Source organism: Solirubrobacter deserti (assembly GCF_027587175.1).
GTDB lineage: Bacteria > Actinomycetota > Thermoleophilia > Solirubrobacterales > Solirubrobacteraceae > Solirubrobacter > Solirubrobacter deserti.
The window spans coordinates 1-22,853 of record NZ_JAPCID010000057.1 but is presented as its reverse complement, the minus strand read 5'-3'; the positions used below and the strand labels follow the sequence as shown (position 1 = coordinate 22,853).

The following is a 22,853-nucleotide window of genomic DNA, read 5'->3' as shown; positions in this document are numbered from 1 at the left end:
ATGACCCGTCCAGTCCAGCACACCGCGAACGCCGTCGCCGGGTGGCTGCGGGAAGGCCGGCGGGTCGCGGCTGGGCTGCTCGTCGAGGTCGAGGGTTCCTCGCCGCTGGACGTCGGCGCGTCCATGTACATCGACGACCAGGGCGGGATCGAGGGCTCGATCACCGGCGGCTGCGTCGAGGGCGCCGTGGCCGCGGCGGCCATGGAGATGCTGGAGAGCAATGCCGCCCCGCAGCTCGTCACCTACGGGATCAGCGACGAGCTCGCCGGCACCGTCGGGCTGATGTGCGGCGGCATCGTGCACATCTTCATCCACGAGCTGCGCCCCGAGCACCACGAGGCCGTGCTCGCCGACCTGCAGTCGACGATCGACCACACGCCGGCCGGGCTCGTGACGCTGCTCGACGGCGAACACGCGGGCGCGAAGCTGTTCGTCGACGGCGAGCGGGTGATCGGGTCGCTGGGCCAGGGCGAGCTGCTGGACAAGAACGCCGCGCGCGAGGCCCAGGGTCTGCTCACCGAGGGCCGCTCGTCACTGCGCGACTTCGGCGCGGACGGCGCCTCACTGGGCTCCGGCCTGCGTGTCTACAACTCGATTCAGGCCGAGCCGCCGCGGATGGTCGTGTTCGGCGCGATCGACTTCTCGAGCGCGCTCGCGCCGCTGGCCAAGGGCCTCGGCTACCGCGTCACGATCGCCGACCCGCGCTCGGCCTTCCTGAAGTCACGCCGCTTCAGCGCCGCCGCGGAGACCGAGGTCGGCTGGCCCGACGCGGTGCTCGACGGCGTCGAGCTCGGCCCGCGCGACGCGGTGCTGATCTTCACGCACGACCCGAAGCTCGACGTCCCCGCCGTGCAGGCCGCCCTGAAGACGGGGGCCGGCTACATCGGCGCGCTCGGCTCGCGCAACACGACCGCGGACCGCAACCGGCGGCTGCGCGACGTCGGCGTGACCGACGAGGAGATCGACCGCATCTTCGCGCCCTGCGGGCTGGACATCGGCGCCTCCACCGTGGAGGAGACGGCGGTCGCCGTCCTGGCCGAGATCATCGCCCACCGAGCTGGGCGACACGGCATGCCGCTGCGGGAGGCCGAAGGGCCGATCCGTCACGCGGATACTCAGAACGAAAGGGAAGCATGGCCTACACCGTCGCGGTGACCTGGATCGCCAAGCCCGGCGAGGAAGACGAAGTCGCACGCTGCCTGTCCGAGCTGGTCGAGCCCTCGCGCGCCGAGGAGGGTGTGCTCGTCTACATCCCGAACCGGGACCCCGAGGACCCGACGAAGTTCTTCATCTACGAGCAGTACGTCGACGAGGCGGCATACACCGCCCACACCGAGACCGAGCACTTCCAGCGGCTCGGCTTCGGCGACGCGATCCCGCGCCTGCTCGAGCGCAAGCGCGAGTTCTACGCGCCGATGGTCGACTGAACCTCGGCGTTTCGGGGGGCCGCAGCTCGCGGTGCAAGGCTCAGGAGCCGTGCCCCGGATCGAAGTAGACCCAGGACAACTCCAGACGGCGAGCGGGCGTCAGACGGCCCTCGCCGATCAGGTGGCGGCGTTGAGCGGCGGGCTCGACGCCGCCGGCGGTACCGCCGCGGGAGCGGCCGGAGCGCCCGGGGCCGCGGCGGCGATCGCCGAGTGCTGCGGCGCGTGGGCGGCCTCGCTGTCGCTGGTCGCCGGGTCCGCCGCCGGCCTCGGGGGCGCCGCTTCGGCCCACACCGGCACGGACGCGGAGGCGATGCGGCGCCGCGTGCGACGCCGGCGCGCAGGCCCTCGCCGCGGCCGAGCAGGCCACGCGCGCGTGCTGGCGGTGCGTGCCGCCGGCGCGGAGCGGGCACGGGCGCTGATCGCGGGCCTGCGCGAGCACTGGCTGGTGCAAGCGGTGTGGTCGTCGGCGCCCGAGTCCACGGGCCGTGCGCCGGCTCGAGGTCCTGGACACCGACGGCGGCGTGTGGCTGCTCCCCGACGCCGTCGAGTTGTGGCCGAGCACGCCGAGCATGATCTTCCGGCTGCTCACGTCGCTGCTCCCGCGCGACCACGAGCTCGCCCACGACGCCTGACGGCGTTCGTATCCTGGGCGAGTGGCCGAGCCCGCCCTGACCACCATGCTCGCCGCCGTGGCCGCGAGCGTTCCCGACGCGGTCGTGGTGTCCGGGCTGGACGGGTGCGTGCGCTACGTCAACCCGGCGGCGGAGCGGCTGTTCGGCAGCGCGGCGGCCGAGCTCGCGGGCCGCCACGTCAGCGAGCTCTCCTCGCCGCCGGAGCGCGAGCGCTCGCGCGAGCTCGCCACCCGGCTCGCGGCCGGCGAGCGGGTGCCGGAGCCGGCCGTCATGGAGCTGCTTCGCCGGGACGGGTCCGTCTTCTCCGCCGAGGTCACGCTGTCGCCGCTGATGGACGATGACGGCGTCGTGACCGGGATCGTGGCCGTCGGGCGCGACGTGAGCGACCGCGTGCGGGCCGAGGCCCAGGCCGCCCGCCTACGTGCGATCGTGGACGCCGCCGCCGAGGCGATCCTGGGCGTCGACGTGGACGGCACGATCCTGTTCTTCAGCCCGTCCGCCGAGCGCCTGTTCGGATGGCCCGCGGAGGAGATCGTCGGCCGCAGCGGCGACGAGCTCGTGGTGCCCGAGCACCGGCTGGGCGCCGAGGCCTTGTTCGCGGCAGTCGCGGCCAAGGGCATCCTGCGGCGTGGAACCGTCGCGCAGCGCCGCGACGGAACACGGTTCGAGGTGGAGGTGAGCACGGCCCCGATCCGGGACCCGAGCGGCACGATCACGGGCGCCGCCATGACCGTGCTCGACGTCAGCGACCGCCTCCGTGCGCAGCGGCTGCTGGACCGGATCATCGAGCACGCGCCGAACTCGATCGCGCTCAAGGACCTCGAGGGCCGCTACCTGCTGACCAACCGCGGCGGTGGGGACCGCACACCGGAGGAGATGATCGGCCGGCTCGACTCGGAGATGTTCCCGGCGGACGTCGCCGCGCTCAGCCGCGCGCAGGAGCGCGAGGTGCTCGCCGCCGGGGTCCCGATGACGTTCTCGCTCGACTTCACCGGCCCGAGCGGCCGCGACTACGCGTTCGTCGTCACGCGCTTCCCGCTGCCCGGGCCCGACGGGCAGCCGGAGGCGATCGGCGTGATCGCGTCCGACGTGTCCGAGCTGCGGCGCGCCGAAGCCGATCAGGCGCAGCTGGCCGCGCTCGTGCAGGCCGCGCCGGACGCGATCGTGGCGCGCGACGAGGAGGGCCGGATCGCGACCTGGAACCCCGGGGCCGAGGCCATGTTCGGTCTGCGCGCCGAGGAAGCGATCGGCCGCAGCTATGCGGAGCTGGTCGTGCCCGAGGACGAACGCGCCCTGTTCGAGTCCCAGCTCGCCGAGGTCCACCGCGGTCGCACCCTGACGGTCCGGTCGTCCCGCCTGCGTCACGACGGCTCGCACTTCCCCGCGCAGGTCTCGATGGCGCCGCTGACGCTGCTCGACGGCCACTGGCGCGGGTCGCTCGCGCTGATCCGCGACATCACCGACCTCGACGCGGCGGAGCGGACGCTGGAGGAGCGCGCGGCGCAGCTGGAGCGCTCCAACGCCGAGCTGGAGCGGTTCGCGTACGCCGCCAGCCACGACCTGCAGGAGCCGCTGCAGTCGATCCAGCTCAGCGCGGGGGCGTTGATCGCGACCACGGGCGAGCGGTTGGAGCCCGACGAGCGCGAGCTGATGACCCACATCGACGCGGCCGCCAGCCGGCTCAGCGGGCAGATCCGCTCTCTGATGCAGGTGGCGCGCGTGGCGCTCGGGGGCGCCCCGGCGGAGCGCGTCCCCGTCGCGGTGGCGGTGCGCGACGCCGTCGACGCGCTGCGCGCCGCCGCGGCCGAGGCGTCCGCGGAGGTGGTCGTCCACGAGCCGCTCCCGGAGGTCCTGGTCCCGCGCACCGAAGTCGCGCTCGTGCTGCAGAACGTGATCGCCAACGCGATCAAGTACCGCCGTCCCGACGTGGTGCCGCGCGTCGAGGTGGTCGCGACCGTGACGGCGGAGGACGTCGAGATCCGCGTCGCCGACAACGGCGTCGGGCTCACGGCCGAGGACCTCGAGCGCGTGTTCGGGCTCTTCGAGCGCGGCCCGACGGCGGCCGAGGGCACCGGCATGGGCCTCGCCGTGGCGCGCCGCATGCTCGAGCGCCTGGGCGGCCGGCTGGAAGCCGCCTCGCCGGGCCCCGGCAGGGGCTCGGTGTTCAGCCTCCGGGTCCCCGCAGCGCGCTGAGGGCGACGACCGCGTCGACCGCGTCTTCGACGCCCGCCGCCTTGTCCACGAACCGGTCCGCGCCGCAGGCCAGCACGGCCGGCTCGGCGCCGGTCGTGCTCGAGAACACGACGATCCCGCAGGCGTTGCGGGCGGCGCGCAACCGCCGTGTCACCTCGAGCCCGTCCGGCTCGGGCATCGACAGGTCCAGGACCACGATGTCCGGCTGCAGGGCTTCGATCAGGCTGAGCGCTTCGGCGCCATCTGCCGCTTCGCCCACGATTTCCAGGCCGGGCCGGCGCTCGAGCGTGTGCCGTAGCAGCAATCGGATCAGCGGCTCATCGTCGGCCACCAGCACTCGTGTCGGCGCAGTCATCGTCGATCCGGAGTATCGCCCTGCTGCGCGGGCCGGATCACGCGCCTCCCCCGTGCGGGTGAGCCTTTCCACGGCGTTCGGCGACTGGACAGGATGTCCGCACGCGGACCGAGCGTCCAGCAGCGCTCGATGCCGCCGGTTTACCATCGGATAGGTCGCTGTGTCCTCCGCCCTTGCCGTACCCGTTGTCCTGGTGGACGACCACAGGATGGTCGTCCTCGGGTTGCGCACGCTCTTCCACAATCGTCCCGAGGTGGACGTGGTGGCGTACGCCCACGACGCGGAGGAGGCGATCGCCGCCTGCCGCGAGCACTCGCCGCGGGTCGCGGTGCTCGACGTGGCGCTAGAGGGCTCGGCGATCGACGGCTTCGAGCTGTGCCGGCGCATCCGGGCCGACCTGCCGGCGGTCGACGTCGTCTTCTACACCGGCCTGGACGAGCTCGGCGTGGCCGAGCGGGCGTTCGCGGCCGGCGCGCAGGGTGTCGTCTCCAAGGGCGACTCCCCCGGGGACCTCCTCAAGGCGGTGCTGCTCGCGTCGCGCGGGCGCTCATTCACATCACCGGCGTTCGCGGCCAGCGCGGACGGCCGGGACTTCCAGGAGCTCTCCCCCAAGCAGCTGACCGTGCTACGGCTGCTCGCTCAAGGCCTGGAGCGCAAGGAGATCGCCGAGCAGATGGGGATCGGCGAGGAGACCGTGAAGTCGCACACCACCGAGGTACGCCGCAAGCTCGGCGCGCGCACGTCCGCCCAGGCCGTCGCGATCGGCCTGATCAACTCTCTGTTCGAGCCGGCGTGAGGCGCTGCGCGGCGGCGCGCAGGTCCGCCAGCAGCGGCGGCACGGCGCTCGTGTCGCCGGCGGCGACGATCGCGTCCAGCGCCCGTGACGCGGCCTGGACGGTGCGCAGCGCCTCGTCGATCTCGGCCGCCTGGCGGGACGCCTCGCGGGTGCGGGGCGGGGACAGCCGCGCGCGGCGCAGGATCGCGGCGGGCGCCACGTAGGCACGGGCGCGCTCGACCGCCTCGCGCGCCTCGTCGCGCAGGCGCGCGGCGCGGCGGGCCTCCAGCTCACGCGCGGACATCACGGAGTGCTCGGCGAACACGCGCGTCGCCGTGTCGGGAACGAGCGTGCGGCCGGCGTGGCGATGGCGGCGGTAGGCGTCCGCGATGACCTCGCGGACGGCCGGCTCGAAGTCCTCGCCCGCGGTCAGCCAGGCCTGCACCGAGCGGACCTGCTCGATGATCGCGTCGGCGACGATGGTGTTCACGACGGTGCTGGTGAACGGGTCCAGGGCGCCGAGCGCGAAACCGGCGCCGCTGAAGCCGTAGGCGGTCGCGCGGCCGGCGACGCGCGGGAGCGGCGGCGCGCCGCAGCCGCGCTCCTCGTCGCTGCCGGCGAACAGCTCGCCGCGCGCGAGGGCGGCCAGGACGGCGTCGAGGTCCGGGCCGAGGTCGAGCCGGCCGACGAGGCCCGGGTGCGCGGCGAATGCGCGGACCACGGCGGCGGCGAAGAACGCGAAGCGCAGGTGCGCGCGCGGTGTCGAGCCGGGCGCGAGCAGGTTGCCGTGCGCGCCCGCCATCAGCGACCACGCGTCGGGCCCGGCGGCGCCGGCGCGCAGCGTGAGCCCGTACCGCGGCGCGACGTCGGCCAGCACCTCGAGCGCGAGCGTCAGCCGGTCGGCGGCGAGCCCGGTCGCGGCCGGCAGCACCGTGAGCACCTGGCCGCCGATCCGCACGCCCGCGGCGACGCGGTCGAGCGCGCGTTCGGCCTCGATCATGCACCCCGATACGCGCTCGGCGACGCCGCGCGGCTCCCCGGGCTGCGCGTCGACGAGCTCGAACGCGCGCGAGAGCGCCACGGTCGGCAGCACGCGTTCACGCGCGCCGCCGCCGAGCAGGCGCAGCGCCCGGGCGGCGACCGCGGCCAGCGCGTCCTCGGAGCGCATCAGCGGCAGCCGGTGATCGAGCGCCTCCCCGTCGGCCGAAGCCAGCACGGACGGCAGGCACAGCGTCGCGCCGCGCCCGTCGACGCGGATGAACGCCGCGCTGGCCGGGTCCCAGGTGAGCCGGCCGCGGGCGGGCGTGGCGTGGGCGCCGCCCACCAGGTCCTGACCGGTCAGGCGGGGGAGCTCGAGCCGGTACTCGGCCGGCTCACCGGCGAGCGCGTGGACCCGGAACGCGACCTGGGTCGCGCCGCGGCTCGCCGCCCAGCCGCGCAGCGCGCGGGCCACCTCGTGCGCCAGGTCCTCGCCGAGCCCGTGGCCGTCCACGATCGCCGACTGCAGCAGCGAGAACCCGCGAGGAGTCAGCCATTCGCGCTGCGCGGCGGTCGTGAAGGCGTACGACGCCGGTTCGGCGATCACACAGCGGGATCGCCGGCGGGCGGCGTCAAGGTCGAACGGACGGTTCACGGGGCGGCTCCGGAGGGCGGGCGGAAGGGGGGAACTTGACCGGTATACGTGACCTACGCGTTGTGGGGCAACGCGTCCCTCCCCCGCACGTGGGAGCGTCTCCCCCGCACCGGGGAGCGGGTCTAGAAGGACGAGCTTTCCGCAGCAAACTGGACGCCGCCGTCCCGTCCCTCCGACCGGTCCCTCGCCTATGTCGCTTCTGCTCCGCGCGGCGCTGCTCGCCGCCGCCATGCTCGTCGTCGTCCCCGCCGCCCAGGCCCACGCCTGCTCCGGTGCCGATTCCTCCGCCGGCAGCGCTGCAACGCGCGCCTCCGCCGTCCGCTGCCTGGTAGGCCAGGTCCGCGCTCAGGCGGGGCGCGCACCGCTGCGCGCCACCGCCTCGCTCGGCCGCTCCGCGCAGCTGAAGGCCAGCCGCATCGCCTCCTGCGAGCAGTTCTCGCACACGCCGTGCGGCACCGCCTTCGAAGCGCCGATGCGCGCCGTCGGCTACGCCCGCGGCTGCTTCACCGTGGCCGAGAACCTGGCCTACGTCGAGCGGGGCGCCACGCCGCGCGACGTCCTGCAGGCCTGGCTCGACTCACCCGACCACCGCGCGACGCTGCTCAGCGGGCGCTACCGGGACACGGGCGTCGCGCGCCGGGTCGCCTCGCTCCCCGGCGCCGACCGCGTCGAGCTGTGGGTGCAGCACTTCGGCAAGCGCTGCTAGCCCTTCACCTCCTCGATCGTGTCGATCGGTTCGAGCGTGGAGATCTCCGCGCGCCGGTCCTCCCAGTGGGGCGGGATGCACATGTGGGTGCCGAGCTCGTCCTCGGACTCGTCGATCGTGAAGCCCTGCGGCGTCGAGTACGCGAGCTCGAACAGCGCGCCGCCCGGCGTGCGCAGGTAGACGCTGAAGAAGTAGCCGCGGTCCTTGACGTCGGACACGTCCGTGTAGCCGAGGCCGACGATGTAGTCCTTGACCACGAGCTGGTTCTCGGAGGAGCCGACGTCGAAGGCGTGGTGGTGGATGGTCCCCTCGCCGAAGCGCCACGTGCCCTGTGGCTTGTCCGGTTCCTCGACCAACTCGAGCATGCGCCCGTGGCCGTCGCCGGCGATCTCGTACTGGTGGTCGGCGCCCTCGCTCGCGACGGGCGTGCAGTTGAACGCCTCGCGTAGGAACTCGTCCATCAGGTCCGGCTCGCGCACCGAGGTGGTCGTGCCGTAGGCGCCGCGGATCGCGTGCTCGGCGGGCACGTCACCGCCGCCGTAGGGCTCACGCGTGTCCTCGCGCTTCTCTCCCACGATCTGGTACGGGATGCCGCACGGGTGCGCGAACTCGAGCCGCTCGGTGCCGAAGCGCTCGACCTGCCGCGCCTCGATCCCGGCGCCCTTGAGGCGGTCGGCCCAGTAGCCGATCGACTCCGCCGGCACGGCGACGTTGATCGACTTCGCCTGGTTGGTTCCGCGCTTGCCCATCCAGCCGGCCTGGCGGTAGGGGAACGAGGTGAGGATCGTGCTCGCGTCGCCGACGCGGTTCGCGTAGTAGAGGTGGTAGATCGGGATCTCGCCGTCGAAGAGCACCGTCTTCTTGACGCTCTTGAGGCCCAGCGTGCGCACGTGGAAGTCGTAGTCCTCCTGCGCGCCGCCGACGCAGAACGTCAGGTGGTGCGTGCCGTTGATCGTTCCCGGGTTGGGCATGGCCGCGTTCTCCTCCGTAGTCTTCGCCAATGTCCAGGCACGCAGACCTTTTCAAAGACATCGACTCGATGGAGCCGGATGCGTTCGCGCGTCATCTCTCCGACGACGTGCGCTTCACGTTCGGCAACAGCGAGACCGTGGTCGGCCGCGACAACGTGCGGGACGTGTGGGCCGGGTTCTGCGACGGCATCGCGGGCGTCAAGCACGACGTGATCGAGGAGTTCGAGCAGGGCTCGGCCACGATCGTCGAGTCGACCGTGACCTACACGCGCAAGGACGGGACGACGATCGCCCTCCCCGTGGTCACGATCTACCGCGGAGAGGGCGAGCTGATCGACGACTACCGGATCTTCATGGACGTCGCGCCGCTGTTCGGGGCCCCGTGATGCCGCTCGGGCTGACGGCCCGCACATTGACGCGCACGGCGCCGCGCACCGCGAGCCGCGGCGCCCTTACGCTGCGCACCACGGTGCGCCCGCCGGGCAGCCGCGCCTCGACCACGTAGCTGCCGGCGCCGCGCACACGGGTCCACTTCACGCCGCCACGCGTGACCTTCACGCCCCGCACCTTCGACGGCCGCGCGGCCTTCGGCGCGCGGTAGGTGGCGACGACGAGCTCGTCGCGCGGCATCCCGTCCTGCTCGACGAGCGCGACGATCTGGCGCTGCTCGGCCGCGCCCTCGGCGGGCGTCCAGCGCAACGTTCCCTCACCTCGAGCGACGCCGATGTCGCCGCCCGCGCTCCCGCCGCGCTCGACGAGGCGCACCGTCTGACCGGCGACCGGCTCCACCGCGTAGCGCAGCACGCCCGGCCGCAGCACGCGGGCCGACACCTTCGGCTCAGCGAGGCCGTCCGCCGCGAGCACCTCGGTGATCGCCACGGACCCGGGCTGCGGCGTGATCGTCCAGCGCCCGGCGGCCGGCTTGGAGATCAGCACCTGGGTGAGGTTCGCGCCCGCGTTCTCGAGCGTGAGCGCCGGCGCCTGCCCTCCCGGCCCCGTGACGGTGACCTTGGGCGCCCCGCCCGCTCCCTGGATGACGAACGACGCGCCGGGCAGCCCGCCCTTCACGTCGACCGTGCGCGCCGCGCCCGTGAACTGCGCGGCCGCCGCCTGCGGGCGCGTGATTCGGACCTTGTAGTCGCCGATGTCGCAGCCCTGCAGGTACGGCGTCGGCAGCGCGTCGCCCCACTCGTAGCCGATGCCGGGCGTCCAGTCGCCGATCAGCACGTCGATCTTCAGGCACGCGGCGATGCCCTTGGTGGAGACGATCGCGCGGGCGCCGGCGCACCAGTCGACGAACTCCAGGCACGCGTCGACGCGCCCGCTGGCATTGAACTTGGAGCCGAGCATCTCGAGCCGGATGCCGCCGCTGAGCGACGCGACGCCCGACCAGCCGACGTAGAAGCGGCCGAGCGCGCTGATGTAGCCGTCGCCGTGCACGGCCAGCCTGGCCTCGGCCATCTTGTTGTTCATCAGGTACAGGTCGCCGAACGCGCGCAGCACCCACGGGCGGTCGGCGTAGGTCGCCCAGCCGAGCCCGGCCGTGAGGCGGGCGGCGGCGACGTCCCCGATCGACGGGCCGGCCGTGAGCGACACCTCGCCGCACATGGCGAAGGTCGGGACGCCGAAGTCGGCGGTCGCGGGCACGTTGGACGGCCGCGGGCCGAGGATGTGCTCGGGCCAGTACAGCGGCTTGACGCCCACCTGCGGGACGCACTCGCTCTCGGGCGGGTCGACCTCGATGCGGAACTTGATGCGCTCCAGGAACACGCCGGTGGAGCCGAGCGCGATGCCGCCGGGGAACTGCGTCTCGCCCTGCGCGTAGGCGAAGCGGCCGTCGTTGCGGATGCCGGCTTTGCCGTTGACGTTCACGAAGGCGGGCGGCGGGAGCACGACGCCGGCCTCGATCTCCCACAGGTCCACACCGTCGTAACGGACGTTGAGCTTGTCGAGCCCGATCGGGCCCAGCGCCGCGCTCGGCACGCTGAACGAGAACGCGCCGTCGGCGGCCTGCGCGCCGCCGCCGACCGTGACCGGCGTGCCGGACGTCGCGCCGCCGAACTGCTCCGGCAGCGCGAGGAAGACCTTGGCGCGCAGCGCGCCGCCGGCCAGCACCGGGCGCCCCTGCAGCCCGGTCACCTTCAGTCCGTTGATCCTGGCGCCGGCGTCGACGGCGAAGCCGCGCAGCTCGTCCCCGGACGGCCGCCACTCGAACTTGCCGGAGGAGAGGACAGCGAAGGTGCCGCCCGCGTTCATGGACACCGTCGCGCGGCGCGAGCTGATCTCCGACGCCGACAGGCGGACGAAGTGCCCGTCACGCGGCTCGATCGCGATGCCGTTGAGCGTGATCGGCTCCGTCGAGCGGTAGTGGTCGCCCCAGTCGCGCAGGCACGCGCCGGTTGCAGTGAAGGCGCCGAACTCGGCCTCGCGCTCGCACTTGGGCGGCTTGACGTTGATCTGGAAGCCAGCCGTGGACGTCGCACCGCTCGCGTCGGTCACGCGCACGGACACCGTCCACTCGCGCACGGCCTGTACGCCCGCGCTGCGCGGCTCGAAGACCTGCTCGACGAACGGCGTCGCGCCCGTGCTCTGCTCAAACGTGCCGTTGCCGTCGAGGTCCCACTCGTAGGCGACGATCTGGCCGGTGGAGGGCGCCGCGCTGATGCGCTTCTTCTCGCCCTGGTAGGCGATGCCCAGCGCGCAGAACGTGTACTGGCCGTGGCGCGTGCACTGGCGATCGAACTTCGCCTCGGGCGCCGTGGGCGCCGGCGCGGGCGGTGTGGCGGGAGTCGGCGTCGCGTCCGGCGTGGCCTCGGGTGTAGGCGTCGGCGTCGGCGTCGGCGTGGGCGTCGGCGTGGGCGTCGGGCCGCCGATCACGAACGTCTTCTCCGCGATGCTCGCTGCGTCGCCCTGGACGGCCTTCAACCGCACGACGTGCGTCCCGTCGGCGGCGAACGCCCGCTCGGCGGTGCGACCCTGGGCGTCGTCGAACTCGCCGTCGCCGTCCAGGTCCCACGTATGGACGATCGGCTTCAGGCTCGAGCCGTCGCTCGTGGCCACGAAGGTCACGAGCTGCCCGCGCTCGGGCTGCTCCGGAGTGGCCGTGAAGGAGGCCTTCAGCGGCACCTGCGCGAACGCGGGCGCCGCCGCTGCGAGGCTCAACGCCGCCGTGGTCAACAGCAATCTCAGGGTCATGGGCCGCGATGCTCGTCGAGAACTGCGCCGGTGCCATCAGTGACTTCCCTGATTCACTCCCTTACGGCCCTGGCAGCGACTTGTGGTGGTCGCTGCAGTCGCGCAAGGCATTCCAGCCGTCGAAGGGTCGAGTGCATGTCCTGGAAATGTGCTCCGGGGCCGTCGTCCCCACCCCCAAAGCGCGCAGCTCTACGGGCGGATGACCGCACCGACGTAGCGCGCGCCGGAAAGTGCAGTAGCTCGGTACTGACGACCGGCGGCGGGTCCGCCCGCAAGCTTGGAGGCGTCCACTCCCATCCTCCGCAGGAGACCTCCCATGCAGCGCACGTTCCTCGCCGGCCTCACCGCCATCGCCGCCACCGCCGCGATCGCCGTCCCCGCCCAGGCCCAGACCACCGGTCCGCAGGTCTCGACCAGCAACTGCAAAGTCCGCTACAGCCGCGACACCGGCAAGCCGTTCACCTACGCCCAGTGCGAGGTCAGCGTCTCCGGCGCGACCGCCGGCCAGGCGGTCAAGCTCCGGTACAAGTCCAACCTGAAGACCTTCAATCCGCACTCGGAGATCGGCCCCTTCCGCGGGCAGACCGGCACCCTCGCCCTCAAGGGCAACGAGACCCGGGGCTTCCAGATCGCGTTCAACAACGCATCGATGGCGCAGGTCAAGAAGCAGCTCAAGATCACGTTCTCGAGCCCCACGGCGGGCGTGACGATCACCAACCCGGTCGTCACCGGCCGAAGCTGACGCGGTGGAGCTCTGGCTCCACACCTTCGCCGTGCCGGGGCGCGTGGCGGAGACGGCGCGCTGGCCCGAGCAGGCCGGGTTCACCGGCCTGCTCGTCGCCGACAGCCACAGCCTGACCGCCGAGCTGTGGGTGGAGCTCACGCTCGCCGCGGTCGCCACCACCCGCTACCGGCTCGGCCCAGGCGCCACGAATCCGCGCACGCGCGCACTCGGCGTGACCGCCTCGGCGGCCGCGACGCTGCACGCCGAGTCGGGCGGGCGCGTCGTGCTCGGGGTCGCCCGCGGCGGCTCCGCCGTGCACAGCGCGGGGCTGCGGGCGCCGTCCGTGGCGGAGTTCCAAGACGACCTCGATGAGCTCCAGCGGCTGCTGAACGGTGGGCTCCAGTGGCTCGCACAGAGCGACGCGCCGAAGGTGCCCGTGCACGTCGCGGCGTCCGGGCCGCGCGTGCTCGCCGCGGCGGCGCGGCAGGCCGAGGGCGTCGACCTGACGCTCGGCGCCGATCCGGACCGGCTCCGTGACGCCGTCGAGCGCGTGGGCGACGCGTCCGTCGGCGCCTACCTCAACGTGGCGGTCGACGACGACCGGGCCCGGGCGCGCGAGCTCGTGCGCGGCAGCACCGCGACGTTCGCCCGCTTCCAGGGCCGCACCGGCCACTACGACCCCGCCCGGCACGGCCGCGCCTCCGCCCCGCTCGCGCGCGGACTCGACGACGCGCTGATCGATCACTTCGCCGTCGCCGGCCCGCCGGAGGAGGTGGCGGAACGGCTGGCGGCGATCGCCGACGCCGGGGTCGAGCGGCTGATCGTCGTGCCCGGGTCGCTGGACTCGGACCCGATCGCGCTCGCGCGGTCGAACGACCGCTTCGCCGAAGCGGTCCTCCGGTCACTGGTGCAGCCTCGTTCGAGCGGGGTGTGACGTCGCGGGCGCACGCGTCGTCGTACAGGACCGTGCGCGAGCGCGAGCAGGTCGACCGCAGCCGCACAAGCAGGCGGACCCGGGCACGACACGGATGGTGCGCGCCCCGCCATCAGGGTGCCACCCTGCACGTGGCCGCAAGCATTCGACGTCCCTCGTGCTCTTAAGCAGCAGATGGCTTCCCAGACCGACCCAGCGTTGCGGGCGCTGACGCTCGCCACCCGGACCGCCGTCGCGATGCTCGGGCCCGGCGACGAGGCCCACGACGTCGCGCAGGAGGTCGCCCTGCGCGTGCTCGAGCGCCGACGCCAGCTCCGCGACCCCGAGAAGTTCGACGCGTGGGTGCACCGGATCGCGGTCCGCGAGACGCTGCGCGCGCAGCGCAAGCGGACGCATCGGCGGCGCGCGGAAGCGCCGCTGGACGAGACGTCCGAGGCGCTCGCGGCCGCCGCGATCGACCTCGACGGCCAGCTCGACGCGGCCGCGTTCGCGCGCGAGGCGCTGAGCCGGCTCGGCGAGCGCGAGCGATTGGTGCTCGTGCTGCGCTACGTGCACGACCTGCCCGACAGCCAGATCGCCGCGATCCTCGACTGCCGCCGCGGCACCGTCAACTCCCTGCTGTCGCGCGCACGGGACCGGATGCGCGCGATGCCGATCGCCACCCAGGAAGGAGGCGCGCGATGAACGACGAGCGCGTCATCGACCATCTCGTCTCGCTGCGCGAGCTGGAGCCGTCGCCCGCCCAGGCCGCCCGGCTGCGTGCCGCGAACGTGCGACGGCGCCGGTCGCTGCGCAAGGCGCTAGCGCTCGCGCTGGTGCTGGTCGCGGGGACCTCGACGCTCGCGACGGCGCTGATCGCCGACACCTCCGGCCCGCGGCCGCCCGCGCGGGTGGTGGAGGCGAGCGTCCCGGCGGACGCGACCCAGCTGTTCGGCGCCCTGCGCCGGCCGGCCAGCCCGGCTGAGCGCTCGACGGCGGTGCGGACGGTCGTCAGCGACCGGCTCGGCGCGCCGTACGTGGTCGAGCCGTCCTCGATCCGCGCCGTCGGCACCACCCCGCTCGGCGACGCCGCGTACCTGCTCTACGCGCGCATGGATGGCGGGCTGCCGGACCGGATCGAGGGCGTCGCGGTCGTGGTCGACGGGCTCGGCAGCGAGGGTCCCTACCCGCTGGAGGACGTCCGCCGCGGTGTGGCCTGGGGCGTCCACGGCGAGCGGCTGATGACCGTGCTCGTGCCCGACGGCGTCGCCTCCGTGCGCGTCACGCTCGACGACGGCACACGCGCCGCCGCGCCCGTGCGCGACAACGTCGCGTTCATGGCGCTCGACGCGCGCGCGCCGGTCGCCACGGTCCGCTGGCTCGACCCGCGGGGCGAGATCGTCGCGACCCACCGGTTCTAGTCGACGAGCGAGCGCAGCAGCGCCCCGCATGAGCGCACGGCGTCCGCGGGCTCGCCGCGCAGCCGGCACTCGACCGACAGGACGCCGTCGAAGCCGAGCTCGCGCAGCGTCCCCGCCACCGCGGCGAAGTCGACGTGCCCCGCGCCGGGCTGGTGGCGGTTGGAGTCGCTCGCGTGCACCGCGCCGAGGACGTCCGCGATCGACCGCAGGGCGTCGCAGACGTCGTCCTCCTCGATGTTCATGTGGTAGGTGTCGGCGAGGATCTTCACGCCGGGCGAGCCGGCCGCGGCGATCAGCTCGGCCGCCTGCGCGACCGTGTTGAGCATGTGGTCCTCGTAGCGGTTGAGCGGTTCGAGCAGCAGCACACCGCCGGCCGCCTCGGCGTGCGCACCCAGCTCGGCGAGGCCCTCGAGCAGCACCTCGCGGTCCTGCTCGGGCGTGCGCGGCGGCTCGTCGAACGGCGGCAACCGGCGCGTGAACATGCCCCACGCCGCGGGCGTGATCACACCGTGGCCGCCGAGGGCGACGATCCCGTCCAGCTGGCGGCGGAGCTCGTCGAGCGCCCGCGCTCGGCGGCCCGCGTCGAAGTCGCCCAGCCACCCACTCAGCTCCGGGCACACGGTGTGCGCGCGGATGCCCTCCAGGCCGGGCCGGGCGGCGTCGCGCAACTCCAGCGCGTCGAAGCCCGCCTCCTGGGCCGCGGCGAGCTTCGCGGCCACCGAGTCGGCCTCGACCAGGTTCTCCTGGATGGCGAGGATCACGCCGCGATCCCGCGCCGGGCGAGCAGCGCGTCCACGTTCGCCGGGTCGAGCACGTGCTCGAGCGCGACCGTCGCCACGCCCACGACGCCGACGCGCTGGCCCAGGCGCGTCCCGAGCACCCGCAGGTGCCGCGTGGCGAGCGTCGAGGCCTGCTGGTAGACGCCCTCGCGCACGCCCGCGATCATCGGCTCGGACGCGTCGCCCATCTCGCCGCCGACCACGATCAGGCTCGGCGCGACCACGCTGACCACCGCCGCCAGCGCCGCGCCCAGCACCCGCCCCGCCTCCCGCGCCAGGTGCGTGGCCAGGGTGTCGCCGGACTGCACGAGCGCGGCCACGTCGGCCGTCGTGGCGACGTCGACCCCCGCCTCGTGCAGCTGGCGCACGAGCGCGGAGCCGCTGGCCAGCACGGCGACGCACCCGCGGTTGCCGCACGTGCACAGCTCGTCGGACTCGCGGTAGGCACGGATGTGGCCGATGTCGCCCGCGCGGCCGTGATGGCCGCGCATCAGCTCCCCGCCGGTGATGATCCCCGCGCCGATCCCGGTGGCGATCTTCACGAACACGAGGTTGGCGACGTCCGGCCAGTTGTGCCGGTGCTCACCGAGCGCCATCGCGTTGACGTCGCGCTCGACCAGCGCGGGCGCGCCGAAGCGCTCGGACAGCCGCTCGGCGACGGGATGGTCGTCCCAGCCCGGCATGATCGGCGGTTTCACCGGCCGTCCGTCCTCCACGGGCCCGGGCAGGCCGATCGCGATCGCCAGCACGTCCCCCGGCTCGCGCTTCACCTCCGCCAGCAGCGCGTCGAAGCGGCGCTCGACCCAGTCCAGCACCGGCTCAGGGCCGTCGGCGATCCGCAGCGGCGCCTGCTCCTCGATCAGCACGACGCCCGCGAGGTCGTAGACCGCGAGCCGCCCGTGCTCGGCGCCGAGGTCGGCCGCGAGCACGATGCCGACGCGCTCGTTGAACGTGAGCGCGGCCGGCCGGCGGCCGCCGCTGGACGGGCCGGCCTCGGGCTGCTCGACCAGCAGGCCCGCATCGAGCAGCACGCCGAGCCGCTGCATGACGGTCGAGCGCGACAGACCGGTGACGTCCATCACGTCGGTGCGGGTGAGCGCGCGGCCCTCACGGATGAGCCGGAGAACGCCACCGAGTGAACCGTCGTGCATTGTGCGCCACCTTATCGCCGCGATTCAGCACTGTCGAGCGACTTCTGCGTAGTGGCTAAACCAAATCTGCTTGCCAGCTACATGAAAGTGCTTTACGCTCGAAGAACCACTACGCGGAAGATCCAGGGAGGAGACGAGTGGCGCGAGCACTTGAGCTCGACGGTCCACGCTCACTGCGGCTGTCTGACGTACCGGCGGAGGCGCTTGCGCCCCGTTCGATCCGGGTCAAGGCGCTGCTCAGCGGCGTCAGCCACGGCACCGAGCTGAGCCTGTACCGCGGGACCTCGGCGTTCGACGAGCGCGTGTTCGACCGCGCGCTGCGCGCGTTCATCACGCCGGACACGCCGACCGCGACCTACCCCGCCCCACTCGGATACGAGCTCGTCGGCCGGGTCGCCGAGGTGGGCGAGCAGGTCACCGAGCTCGCGCCCGGCGACTTGGTGCACGTCGGCGCGCCGCACCGCGAGGAGGCGACCCTGGATCTCGACGTCGCCGCCGCCGCGACCTACCCGCCGGTGCGGCTGCCCCAGGACGCTCCGCTCGAGCGCTGGCTGTTCGTCAGCGTCGGTGCCGTCGCGCTCGTCGCGGTGCACGACGCGCAGATCAAACTCGGCGACCACGTGGCCGTGATCGGGCTCGGCGCGATCGGTCTGCTGCTGGTGCAGATGGCCAAGCTCGCCGGCGCGGCGCGCGTCGTCGCGATCGACCCGGTCCAGTCGCGGCGGGAGCTCTCGCTCAAGCTCGGCGCCGACGACGCCCTCGACCCGACCGCGGCGCCCGACGGTCCGGGCGCCGCGCTCAAGCGCTCCGCCGGGCACGGAGTGGACGTGGCCGTCGAGACCTCGGGGGCGACCGCCGGGCTGCAGGCCGCGGTCTCGGCGCCCGGGCTCGGCGGCCGCGTCGTCACCGTCGGCTTCTACCAGGGCGGCGCACCCGAGCTGCGCCTTGGCGAGGAGTGGCACCACAACCGGCTCGACATGGTCTCCAGCATGGGCGCCTGGGGCGCGCCGCACCGCGCGTACCCGGCGTGGAACCGCCCGCGCGTGATGCAGACCGTGGTCGACCTCCTGGCCTCGGGCGCCGTCCGCACCGACGGGCTGCCCGTCCGCCACTTCCCCTTTGCCGACGCCGTGGACGCCTACGGCTGGCTCGACGAGAACCCGAACGAGGCCGTGAAGGTGGCCTTCACCTATGACGGAGGAGAGCGATGAGGATGCGACGTGCAGCGATGTTCTGCCTCGCCGGGCTGGCCGCGTTCGCGGTCGGGTGCGGCGGCGGCGACGATGACGGCGGCGGCGACAGCGCGGGCGGGCCGAGCGGCGAGACCCTGACGGTCTGGAACAACGAGTCCCAGCCCGACCGCATGACCGCTACGCAGGCCATCCTCGACGACTTCACCCAGAAGACCGGCATCAAGACCAAGCTCGTGCCGGTCCCCGAGGACCAGCTGGCGACGCTGATGACCAACGCCGCGGCCGCCGGCGAGCTGCCCGACGTGGTGCTCGCCACCCCGCTCGACCAGTCCCAGCAGTACGCGCTGGAGGGGATCTTCGACGCCGACGCGGCGCAGGCCGTCGTCGACAAGCTCGGGGTGGACACGTTCTCCAAGAAGGCGCTCGATCTCGTCAGCGCGGACGGCAAGGCCACCGGCGTGCCGAGCGACGGCTGGGGGCAGCTGCTGATCTACCGCAAGGACCTGTTCGAGAAGGCCGGGCTGGAGGCGCCGCAGTCGCTCGACGACGTGCGCGCCGCCGCCGAGGAGCTCAACGGCGACGGCATGGCCGGCATCACGCTCGCGACCAAGCCCGGCGACGGCTTCACGAGCGAGACGTTCGAGCACGTCGCGCTCGCCCAGGGCTGCCAGATCGTCGACGACGGCGGCAAGGTCACCTTCGACTCGCCGCCGTGCGTGGAGGCGTTGCGCTGGTACGGCGACATCGCCTCCAACTACTCCGTCTCGGGCGCGCAGGACGTCGAGTCCACGCGCGGCACCTACTTCGCCGGCAAGGCCGCGATGATGTTCTGGTCGCCGTTCCTGCTCGACGGCATGGCCGGCCTGCGCGCCGACACCAAGCCGTCGTGCGAGGAGTGCAAGGACGATCCGGCGTTCCTGGCCAAGAACAGCGGGCTCGTCGGGCCGCTGACCGGCGCGGGCGGCACGCCCAGCCAGTTCGGCTCGGTCTCGACGGTGAACATCTCCGTCGACGCCCCGACCGAGGACGCGCAGAAGCTCGCCGAGTTCATGCTCAGCGACGGCTACGTGCGCTGGCTCGGGCTCTCGCCGCAGGGCAAGTACCCCGTGCGCGCCGGCGACAGCTCGGACCCGAAGAAGTTCCAGACGGCGTGGGCCGGGCTCGAGAGCGGCGTGGACACCAAGGCGCCGCTGACCGAGTTCTACAGCGAGGACTCCGTCGCCTCCCTGGCCGACGGCGTCGCGAACTTCCAGCGCTGGGGCTTCGCCCAGGGCCAGGGCGCGTTGATGGGCGCGCTGCGCGGCGAGCAGCCGATCGCCTCGGCGGTCGCGGACGTCATCGGTGGCAAGGACCCGGCCGAGGCGGCCAAGGAAGTCCAGTCCACCGTCGAGGAGATCCAGTCCGGGCTCGAGTAGTCCTGTGACCGCCGTTCAGGCGAAGCCGAAGCGTCGCGCGCGGGGCACCCGCGCGCAACGCGACGCGCGCGCAGGCCTCGCGCTCGTCTCCCCCACCGTGATCGTCGTCGTGGTCATGGTGGTGCTGCCGGTGCTGTGGGCGCTGCTGCTGTCCTTCCAGCGCATCCGGCTGATCCAGATCCGCCGGATGGACATCCTCGGCAGCGAGTACACGCTGCGCAACTACGACCTGCTGTTCGGCTCGTCGGACTTCCTCGCGGCGATCCGGGTCACGCTCATGTACTCGGTGCTCGGGACCTTCGGCGCGATCGCGCTCGGGTTGATCGCGGCACTGCTCGTGCGCCGGCCGTTCAAGGGCCGCGCGGCCGTGCGCGGAGTGATGCTGCTGCCCTATGTCGCGCCGGTGGTGGCGATCGCGTTCATCTGGCGCGTGCTGCTCTCCCCGCAGCTCGGGTTCGTCAACGCCGTCGGGACAGACGTGCTCGGCTGGGACTCCCCGATCCCGTTCCTGTCGCAGGAGCGCGGCGAGATCACGCTCTTCGGCCTCAGCTTCGGCGTGCCGACGGCGCTGCTGATGGTGATCTTCTTCGAGAGCTGGAAGTCGTTCCCGTTCGCGTTCCTGTTCATCCTCGCGCGGCTGCAGGCCGTGCCCGGAGAGCTGGAGGAGGCGGCGAAGATGGACGGCGCGACGCCGACGCAGGTCTTCCGCCACATCCTGCTGCCGCAGCTCGCGGGCGTGATCGCGCTGATCGCGGTGCTGCGCTTCATCTTCACCTTCAACGCCTTCGACGAGATCTACCTGCTCACTGGCGGCGGCGCCGGCACCGAGGTGCTCGCGACCCAGGTGTACTCGTTCCTGACGGCGCGCAACGACGTCGGCGCCTCGGCGGCGGTGGCGATGTTCATGGCCGCCGTGCTCGCCGTGCTGCTGCTCGTCTACCTGAAGTTCTTCGCCGAAAGGGACCGCCCGGCATGAGACGACGCTGGAACCGCTACGCGATCGAGGTGGCGGCGCTGCGCGTGCTGCGCCCGCTCGGGATCGCGTTCTTCGTGCTCATCACGGTGTTCCCCTTCTACTACATGGTCCTGCTGTCGGTGCGGGACATCTCGGAGATCATCGAGTCGCCCGGGTCGATCATCGTCGGGCTCGGCGAGCTGTCCACCGATGCGTATGAGCGCGTGCTCAAGCCGACCAGCGAGGGCGGCGAGGGCTTCTTGCGCTTCCTGCTGAACTCGCTGCTGCTCGCCGCCGGGACGGTGGTGGTGACGCTGCTGGTGTCCATTCTCGGCGCCTACGCCGTATCCCGGCTGGAGTTCTTCGGCCGGCGCGCCGTCCACTTCCTGTTCTTGAGCGTGTACCTGTTCCCGGCGATCCTGCTGGCCATCCCGCTGTTCGTCGCGTTCTCGAAGATGGGCCTGCGCGGCGAGCTGTGGGTGCTCGTGATCGTGTACGTCGCCCAGACGCTGCCGATCTGCGTCTACATGCTGCGCAACTACTTCGAGACCGTGCCGGTGTCGCTGGAGGAGGCGGCCGAGGTCGACGGCGCGACGCGCATGCAGATCATCCGCAAGATCACGCTGCCGCTCGCGATCCCGGCGATCGCCGCGACCGGGCTGTTCGTGTTCATGATCGCCTGGAACGAGTTCCTGTTCGCGCTGCTGTTCCTGGTCGAGGAGCGGCCGAACTGGACGGTGTCGCTGGGCGTGTCCCAGCTCACCAACATCGAGACGCCCGCGACGACGCTGATGGCCGGCTCGGTGATCCTCACGGTGCCGATCATCGTGCTGTTCCTGTTCGCGGAGCGGCTGATGACGGAGGGCCTCACGCGCGGGGCGGAGAAGGGATGAGCGCCGCGCTCGAGCAGTCGGCGGAGGCGGTGCTGTCCGCAAACTGGACGGGCGGCTCGACCGTGCCGTCGCGGCGCCAGTACCCGCACCAGTGGGGCTGGGACGCCGCCTACATCGCGATCGGCTGGTCGTGGGTCGACAGCGCGCGGGCGGCGGCGGAGCTGGAGTCGCTGCTGCGCGGGCAGTGGCCGGACGGGCGCGTGCCGCACATCGTCTTCCACCCCGAGGTGCCCGAGGACGCGTATTTCCCGGGGCCCGCGTTCTGGGACAGCGGCGTCGACGGCGTCGCGACGTCGGGGCTCACGCAACCGCCGCTGCACGCGCGCGCGGCGCTGGAGGTCGCCCAGCGCGGCGCCGGTGAGGAGTTCCTGCGGCGTGTCTTCGGGCCGTTGTGCGCGCAGCACGAGTACCTGGCGGGCCGGCGCGACGCGGGCGGGCGCGGGCTGGCGGCGATCGTGCACCCGTGGGAGTCGGGGCTGGACAACTCCCCCGCGTGGGACGAGCCGCTGGCGGCGGTGTCCCTGCCGGCGGGCGGCGTCGAGCCGTACGAGCGCCAGGATCGCCGGCACGTGGACGCCGCCGAGCGCCCGAGCGACGCCGACTACGACCGCTTCGTGCACCTCGCGCGCGCGTACCGCGACAGCGGCTACGCGGACGACGGCCGCTCGCAGTTCCAGGTCGAGGACCCGCTGTTCAACGCCATCTGGCTGTGGTCGACGCACGCGCTGGTGGAGATCGCGGAGTGGGTCGGCGAGGACGCGGGCCCGCACCGCGAGGCCGCCGCGCGCATCCACGACGGGCTCATGAGCCTGTGGGACGGGTCGCGCTTCCGGCCGCGTGACCTGGTGTCGGGAGCGTGGCTGGAGCGGCGCACGGTGCTCTCGCTGGCGCCGCTGCTGGACCCAGGGTTGCCGGGCGAGGTGGGTGTGGCGGTGGCGGCCGAGCTGGGGTCGGCGCACTTCCGCAGCGCGGCCGGGCTGGGCGTGGCGTCCTACGACCTGACCGCGCCCGAGTTCGAGGCGCGACGCTACTGGCGCGGGCCGATCTGGGCGAACCTGAACTGGCTGCTCAGCCGTGGGCTGCGGGCGCAGGGCTTCGACGGGCCGGCCGCGGAGCTCGAGCGCACGACGCTGGACCTGGTCGCGGGCTCCGGCATGCGCGAGTACTACGACCCGTTGACCGGCGAGGGCCTCGGCGCGCACGACTTCTCGTGGACCGCCGCCGCCGTCATCGACATCCTGCGAGGAGGCACCTGATGGCGGAGATCCGCTTCGAGCACGTGTGGAAGCGCTATCCGGACGGGTTCGAGGCCGTCAAGGACCTGTCGCTGGAGATCGCGGACGGGGAGTTCATGATCCTCGTCGGCCCGTCCGGGTGCGGGAAGTCGACGGCGCTGCGGATGGTCGCGGGGCTCGAGGAGATCAGCGAGGGCGACCTCGTCATCGGTGGCGAGCGGGTCAACGAGTTGGCGCCGCGGGATCGCGACATCGCGATGGTCTTTCAGAACTACGCGCTGTATCCG

General features: G+C 73.0%; 24 protein-coding genes. 17 read left to right on the top strand and 7 right to left on the bottom strand.

Features of this window, described 5'->3' with window-relative positions; genetic code table 11:
• A complete protein-coding gene (locus tag OJ962_RS28400) occupies positions 1-1,155 on the top strand; it encodes an XdhC family protein (protein WP_202951973.1) in 1,155 nt (384 codons plus the stop codon).
• Complete coding sequence (locus OJ962_RS28395; protein WP_202951972.1) at positions 1,134-1,427, top strand: putative quinol monooxygenase; 294 nt, start codon at positions 1,134-1,136, stop codon at positions 1,425-1,427. Before OJ962_RS28400 ends, OJ962_RS28395 begins: the two co-directional genes overlap by 22 nt.
• A gap of 117 nt (positions 1,428-1,544) precedes the next feature.
• On the opposite strand, the gene OJ962_RS28390 is transcribed toward OJ962_RS28395, so the two are convergent.
• Positions 1,545-1,724: a hypothetical protein gene (locus OJ962_RS28390; RefSeq protein ID WP_270006764.1), complete on the bottom strand. Its 180-nt coding sequence runs from the start codon at positions 1,722-1,724 to the stop codon at positions 1,545-1,547.
• A gap of 188 nt (positions 1,725-1,912) precedes the next feature.
• On the opposite strand from OJ962_RS28390, the gene OJ962_RS28385 reads away from it, so the two are divergent.
• Both OJ962_RS28385 and OJ962_RS28380 read left to right on the top strand, forming a co-directional pair.
• A complete protein-coding gene (locus tag OJ962_RS28385) occupies positions 1,913-2,059 on the top strand; it encodes a hypothetical protein (RefSeq protein ID WP_202951970.1) in 147 nt (48 codons plus the stop codon).
• Between the two features lie 21 nt (positions 2,060-2,080).
• Positions 2,081-4,252 (top strand): PAS domain-containing sensor histidine kinase, encoded by a 2,172-nt coding sequence (locus OJ962_RS28380; protein ID WP_202951969.1) that lies wholly within the window; start codon positions 2,081-2,083, stop codon positions 4,250-4,252.
• On the opposite strand, the gene OJ962_RS28375 is transcribed toward OJ962_RS28380, so the two are convergent.
• The gene (locus OJ962_RS28375) at positions 4,224-4,607 is read right to left on the bottom strand and encodes a response regulator (protein WP_202951968.1); all 384 of its coding nucleotides are present in this window, start codon (positions 4,605-4,607) and stop codon (positions 4,224-4,226) included. The genes OJ962_RS28380 and OJ962_RS28375 overlap by 29 nt on opposite strands.
• A 193-nt stretch (positions 4,608-4,800) precedes the next feature.
• Between OJ962_RS28375 and OJ962_RS28370 the strand changes: the two genes are divergently transcribed.
• Positions 4,801-5,403, top strand: coding sequence for a response regulator (locus OJ962_RS28370; protein ID WP_202951967.1), 603 nt, complete (start codon positions 4,801-4,803; stop codon positions 5,401-5,403).
• Here OJ962_RS28370 and OJ962_RS28365 read toward each other — a convergent pair.
• The gene (locus OJ962_RS28365; protein WP_270006763.1) at positions 5,378-6,967 is read right to left on the bottom strand and encodes a glutamine synthetase III; all 1,590 of its coding nucleotides are present in this window, start codon (positions 6,965-6,967) and stop codon (positions 5,378-5,380) included. The genes OJ962_RS28370 and OJ962_RS28365 overlap by 26 nt on opposite strands.
• Positions 6,968-7,205: 238 nt before the next feature.
• On the opposite strand from OJ962_RS28365, the gene OJ962_RS28360 reads away from it, so the two are divergent.
• Positions 7,206-7,721, top strand: coding sequence for a CAP domain-containing protein (locus OJ962_RS28360; RefSeq protein WP_202951965.1), 516 nt, complete (start codon positions 7,206-7,208; stop codon positions 7,719-7,721).
• Here OJ962_RS28360 and OJ962_RS28355 read toward each other — a convergent pair.
• Entirely contained in the window at positions 7,718-8,692 is a 975-nt protein-coding gene (locus OJ962_RS28355) for a VOC family protein (RefSeq protein ID WP_202951964.1), read from the bottom strand. The two genes, OJ962_RS28360 and OJ962_RS28355, sit on opposite strands and share 4 nt — an antisense overlap.
• Before the next feature lie 29 nt (positions 8,693-8,721).
• Here OJ962_RS28355 and OJ962_RS28350 point away from each other — a divergent pair, with 29 nt between their 5' ends.
• On the top strand, positions 8,722-9,078 hold the full coding sequence (locus OJ962_RS28350) for a nuclear transport factor 2 family protein (protein WP_202951963.1): 357 nt from the start codon (positions 8,722-8,724) through the stop codon (positions 9,076-9,078).
• Here the strand turns inward: OJ962_RS28350 and OJ962_RS28345 are convergent.
• Positions 9,044-11,887, bottom strand: a complete 2,844-nt coding sequence (locus OJ962_RS28345) for a PKD domain-containing protein (RefSeq protein WP_202951962.1) — start codon at positions 11,885-11,887, stop codon at positions 9,044-9,046. The genes OJ962_RS28350 and OJ962_RS28345 overlap by 35 nt on opposite strands.
• A gap of 316 nt (positions 11,888-12,203) precedes the next feature.
• On the opposite strand from OJ962_RS28345, the gene OJ962_RS28340 reads away from it, so the two are divergent.
• The 4 genes from OJ962_RS28340 (at position 12,204) to OJ962_RS28325 (ending at position 14,945) form a co-directional block, all read left to right on the top strand.
• Positions 12,204-12,629, top strand: a complete 426-nt coding sequence (locus tag OJ962_RS28340) for a hypothetical protein (protein WP_202951961.1) — start codon at positions 12,204-12,206, stop codon at positions 12,627-12,629.
• A gap of 4 nt (positions 12,630-12,633) precedes the next feature.
• Positions 12,634-13,545 (top strand): LLM class flavin-dependent oxidoreductase, encoded by a 912-nt coding sequence (locus OJ962_RS28335; protein ID WP_202951960.1) that lies wholly within the window; start codon positions 12,634-12,636, stop codon positions 13,543-13,545.
• Positions 13,546-13,719: 174 nt separating this feature from the next.
• The gene (locus OJ962_RS28330) at positions 13,720-14,229 is read left to right on the top strand and encodes an RNA polymerase sigma factor (RefSeq protein ID WP_202951959.1); all 510 of its coding nucleotides are present in this window, start codon (positions 13,720-13,722) and stop codon (positions 14,227-14,229) included.
• A complete protein-coding gene (locus OJ962_RS28325) occupies positions 14,226-14,945 on the top strand; it encodes a hypothetical protein (RefSeq protein WP_202951958.1) in 720 nt (239 codons plus the stop codon). Before OJ962_RS28330 ends, OJ962_RS28325 begins: the two co-directional genes overlap by 4 nt.
• On the opposite strand, the gene OJ962_RS28320 is transcribed toward OJ962_RS28325, so the two are convergent.
• Together OJ962_RS28320 and OJ962_RS28315 are read right to left on the bottom strand one after the other, a co-directional pair.
• Positions 14,942-15,706 carry a sugar phosphate isomerase/epimerase family protein gene (locus OJ962_RS28320; RefSeq protein WP_202951957.1) on the bottom strand — a complete coding sequence of 255 codons (765 nt, stop codon included), beginning with the start codon at positions 15,704-15,706 and terminating at the stop codon, positions 14,942-14,944. The two genes, OJ962_RS28325 and OJ962_RS28320, sit on opposite strands and share 4 nt — an antisense overlap.
• Positions 15,703-16,875 (bottom strand): ROK family transcriptional regulator, encoded by a 1,173-nt coding sequence (locus OJ962_RS28315; RefSeq protein WP_202951956.1) that lies wholly within the window; start codon positions 16,873-16,875, stop codon positions 15,703-15,705. Before OJ962_RS28315 ends, OJ962_RS28320 begins: the two co-directional genes overlap by 4 nt.
• Positions 16,876-17,012: 137 nt before the next feature.
• On the opposite strand from OJ962_RS28315, the gene OJ962_RS28310 reads away from it, so the two are divergent.
• The 6 genes from OJ962_RS28310 to OJ962_RS28285 form a co-directional block, all read left to right on the top strand.
• On the top strand, positions 17,013-18,086 hold the full coding sequence (locus OJ962_RS28310; RefSeq protein WP_202951955.1) for a zinc-dependent alcohol dehydrogenase: 1,074 nt from the start codon (positions 17,013-17,015) through the stop codon (positions 18,084-18,086).
• 2 nt (positions 18,087-18,088) lie between these two features.
• Positions 18,089-19,483, top strand: coding sequence for an ABC transporter substrate-binding protein (locus OJ962_RS28305; protein WP_202951954.1), 1,395 nt, complete (start codon positions 18,089-18,091; stop codon positions 19,481-19,483).
• 4 nt (positions 19,484-19,487) lie between these two features.
• Complete coding sequence (locus OJ962_RS28300) at positions 19,488-20,459, top strand: carbohydrate ABC transporter permease (RefSeq protein WP_202951953.1); 972 nt, start codon at positions 19,488-19,490, stop codon at positions 20,457-20,459.
• The gene (locus OJ962_RS28295; protein WP_202951952.1) at positions 20,456-21,331 is read left to right on the top strand and encodes a carbohydrate ABC transporter permease; all 876 of its coding nucleotides are present in this window, start codon (positions 20,456-20,458) and stop codon (positions 21,329-21,331) included. The genes OJ962_RS28300 and OJ962_RS28295 overlap by 4 nt, the downstream gene beginning before the upstream one ends.
• A complete protein-coding gene (locus OJ962_RS28290; protein ID WP_202951951.1) occupies positions 21,328-22,587 on the top strand; it encodes an MGH1-like glycoside hydrolase domain-containing protein in 1,260 nt (419 codons plus the stop codon). Before OJ962_RS28295 ends, OJ962_RS28290 begins: the two co-directional genes overlap by 4 nt.
• A partial coding sequence (locus OJ962_RS28285; protein ID WP_270006762.1) for an ATP-binding cassette domain-containing protein occupies positions 22,587-22,853 on the top strand: 267 nt, incomplete at its 3' end. The genes OJ962_RS28290 and OJ962_RS28285, both read left to right, overlap by 1 nt.

Excerpts from the sequence above, each read along its gene's own strand:
- OJ962_RS28400 (WP_202951973.1), top strand. The coding sequence starts at position 1 with ATGACCCGTCCAGTCCAGCACACCGCGAACGCCGTCGCCGGGTGGCTG.
- OJ962_RS28395 (WP_202951972.1), top strand. The coding sequence starts at position 1,134 with ATGGCCTACACCGTCGCGGTGACCTGGATCGCCAAGCCCGGCGAGGAA.
- OJ962_RS28375 (WP_202951968.1), bottom strand. The coding sequence starts at position 4,607 with ATGACTGCGCCGACACGAGTGCTGGTGGCCGACGATGAGCCGCTGATC.
- OJ962_RS28360 (WP_202951965.1), top strand. The coding sequence starts at position 7,206 with ATGTCGCTTCTGCTCCGCGCGGCGCTGCTCGCCGCCGCCATGCTCGTC.
- OJ962_RS28355 (WP_202951964.1), bottom strand. The coding sequence starts at position 8,692 with ATGCCCAACCCGGGAACGATCAACGGCACGCACCACCTGACGTTCTGC.
- OJ962_RS28350 (WP_202951963.1), top strand. The coding sequence starts at position 8,722 with ATGTCCAGGCACGCAGACCTTTTCAAAGACATCGACTCGATGGAGCCG.
- OJ962_RS28345 (WP_202951962.1), bottom strand. The coding sequence starts at position 11,887 with ATGACCCTGAGATTGCTGTTGACCACGGCGGCGTTGAGCCTCGCAGCG.
- OJ962_RS28340 (WP_202951961.1), top strand. The coding sequence starts at position 12,204 with ATGCAGCGCACGTTCCTCGCCGGCCTCACCGCCATCGCCGCCACCGCC.
- OJ962_RS28330 (WP_202951959.1), top strand. The coding sequence starts at position 13,720 with ATGGCTTCCCAGACCGACCCAGCGTTGCGGGCGCTGACGCTCGCCACC.
- OJ962_RS28325 (WP_202951958.1), top strand. The coding sequence starts at position 14,226 with ATGAACGACGAGCGCGTCATCGACCATCTCGTCTCGCTGCGCGAGCTG.
- OJ962_RS28315 (WP_202951956.1), bottom strand. The coding sequence starts at position 16,875 with ATGCACGACGGTTCACTCGGTGGCGTTCTCCGGCTCATCCGTGAGGGC.
- OJ962_RS28305 (WP_202951954.1), top strand. The coding sequence starts at position 18,089 with ATGCGACGTGCAGCGATGTTCTGCCTCGCCGGGCTGGCCGCGTTCGCG.
- OJ962_RS28295 (WP_202951952.1), top strand. The coding sequence starts at position 20,456 with ATGAGACGACGCTGGAACCGCTACGCGATCGAGGTGGCGGCGCTGCGC.
- OJ962_RS28290 (WP_202951951.1), top strand. The coding sequence starts at position 21,328 with ATGAGCGCCGCGCTCGAGCAGTCGGCGGAGGCGGTGCTGTCCGCAAAC.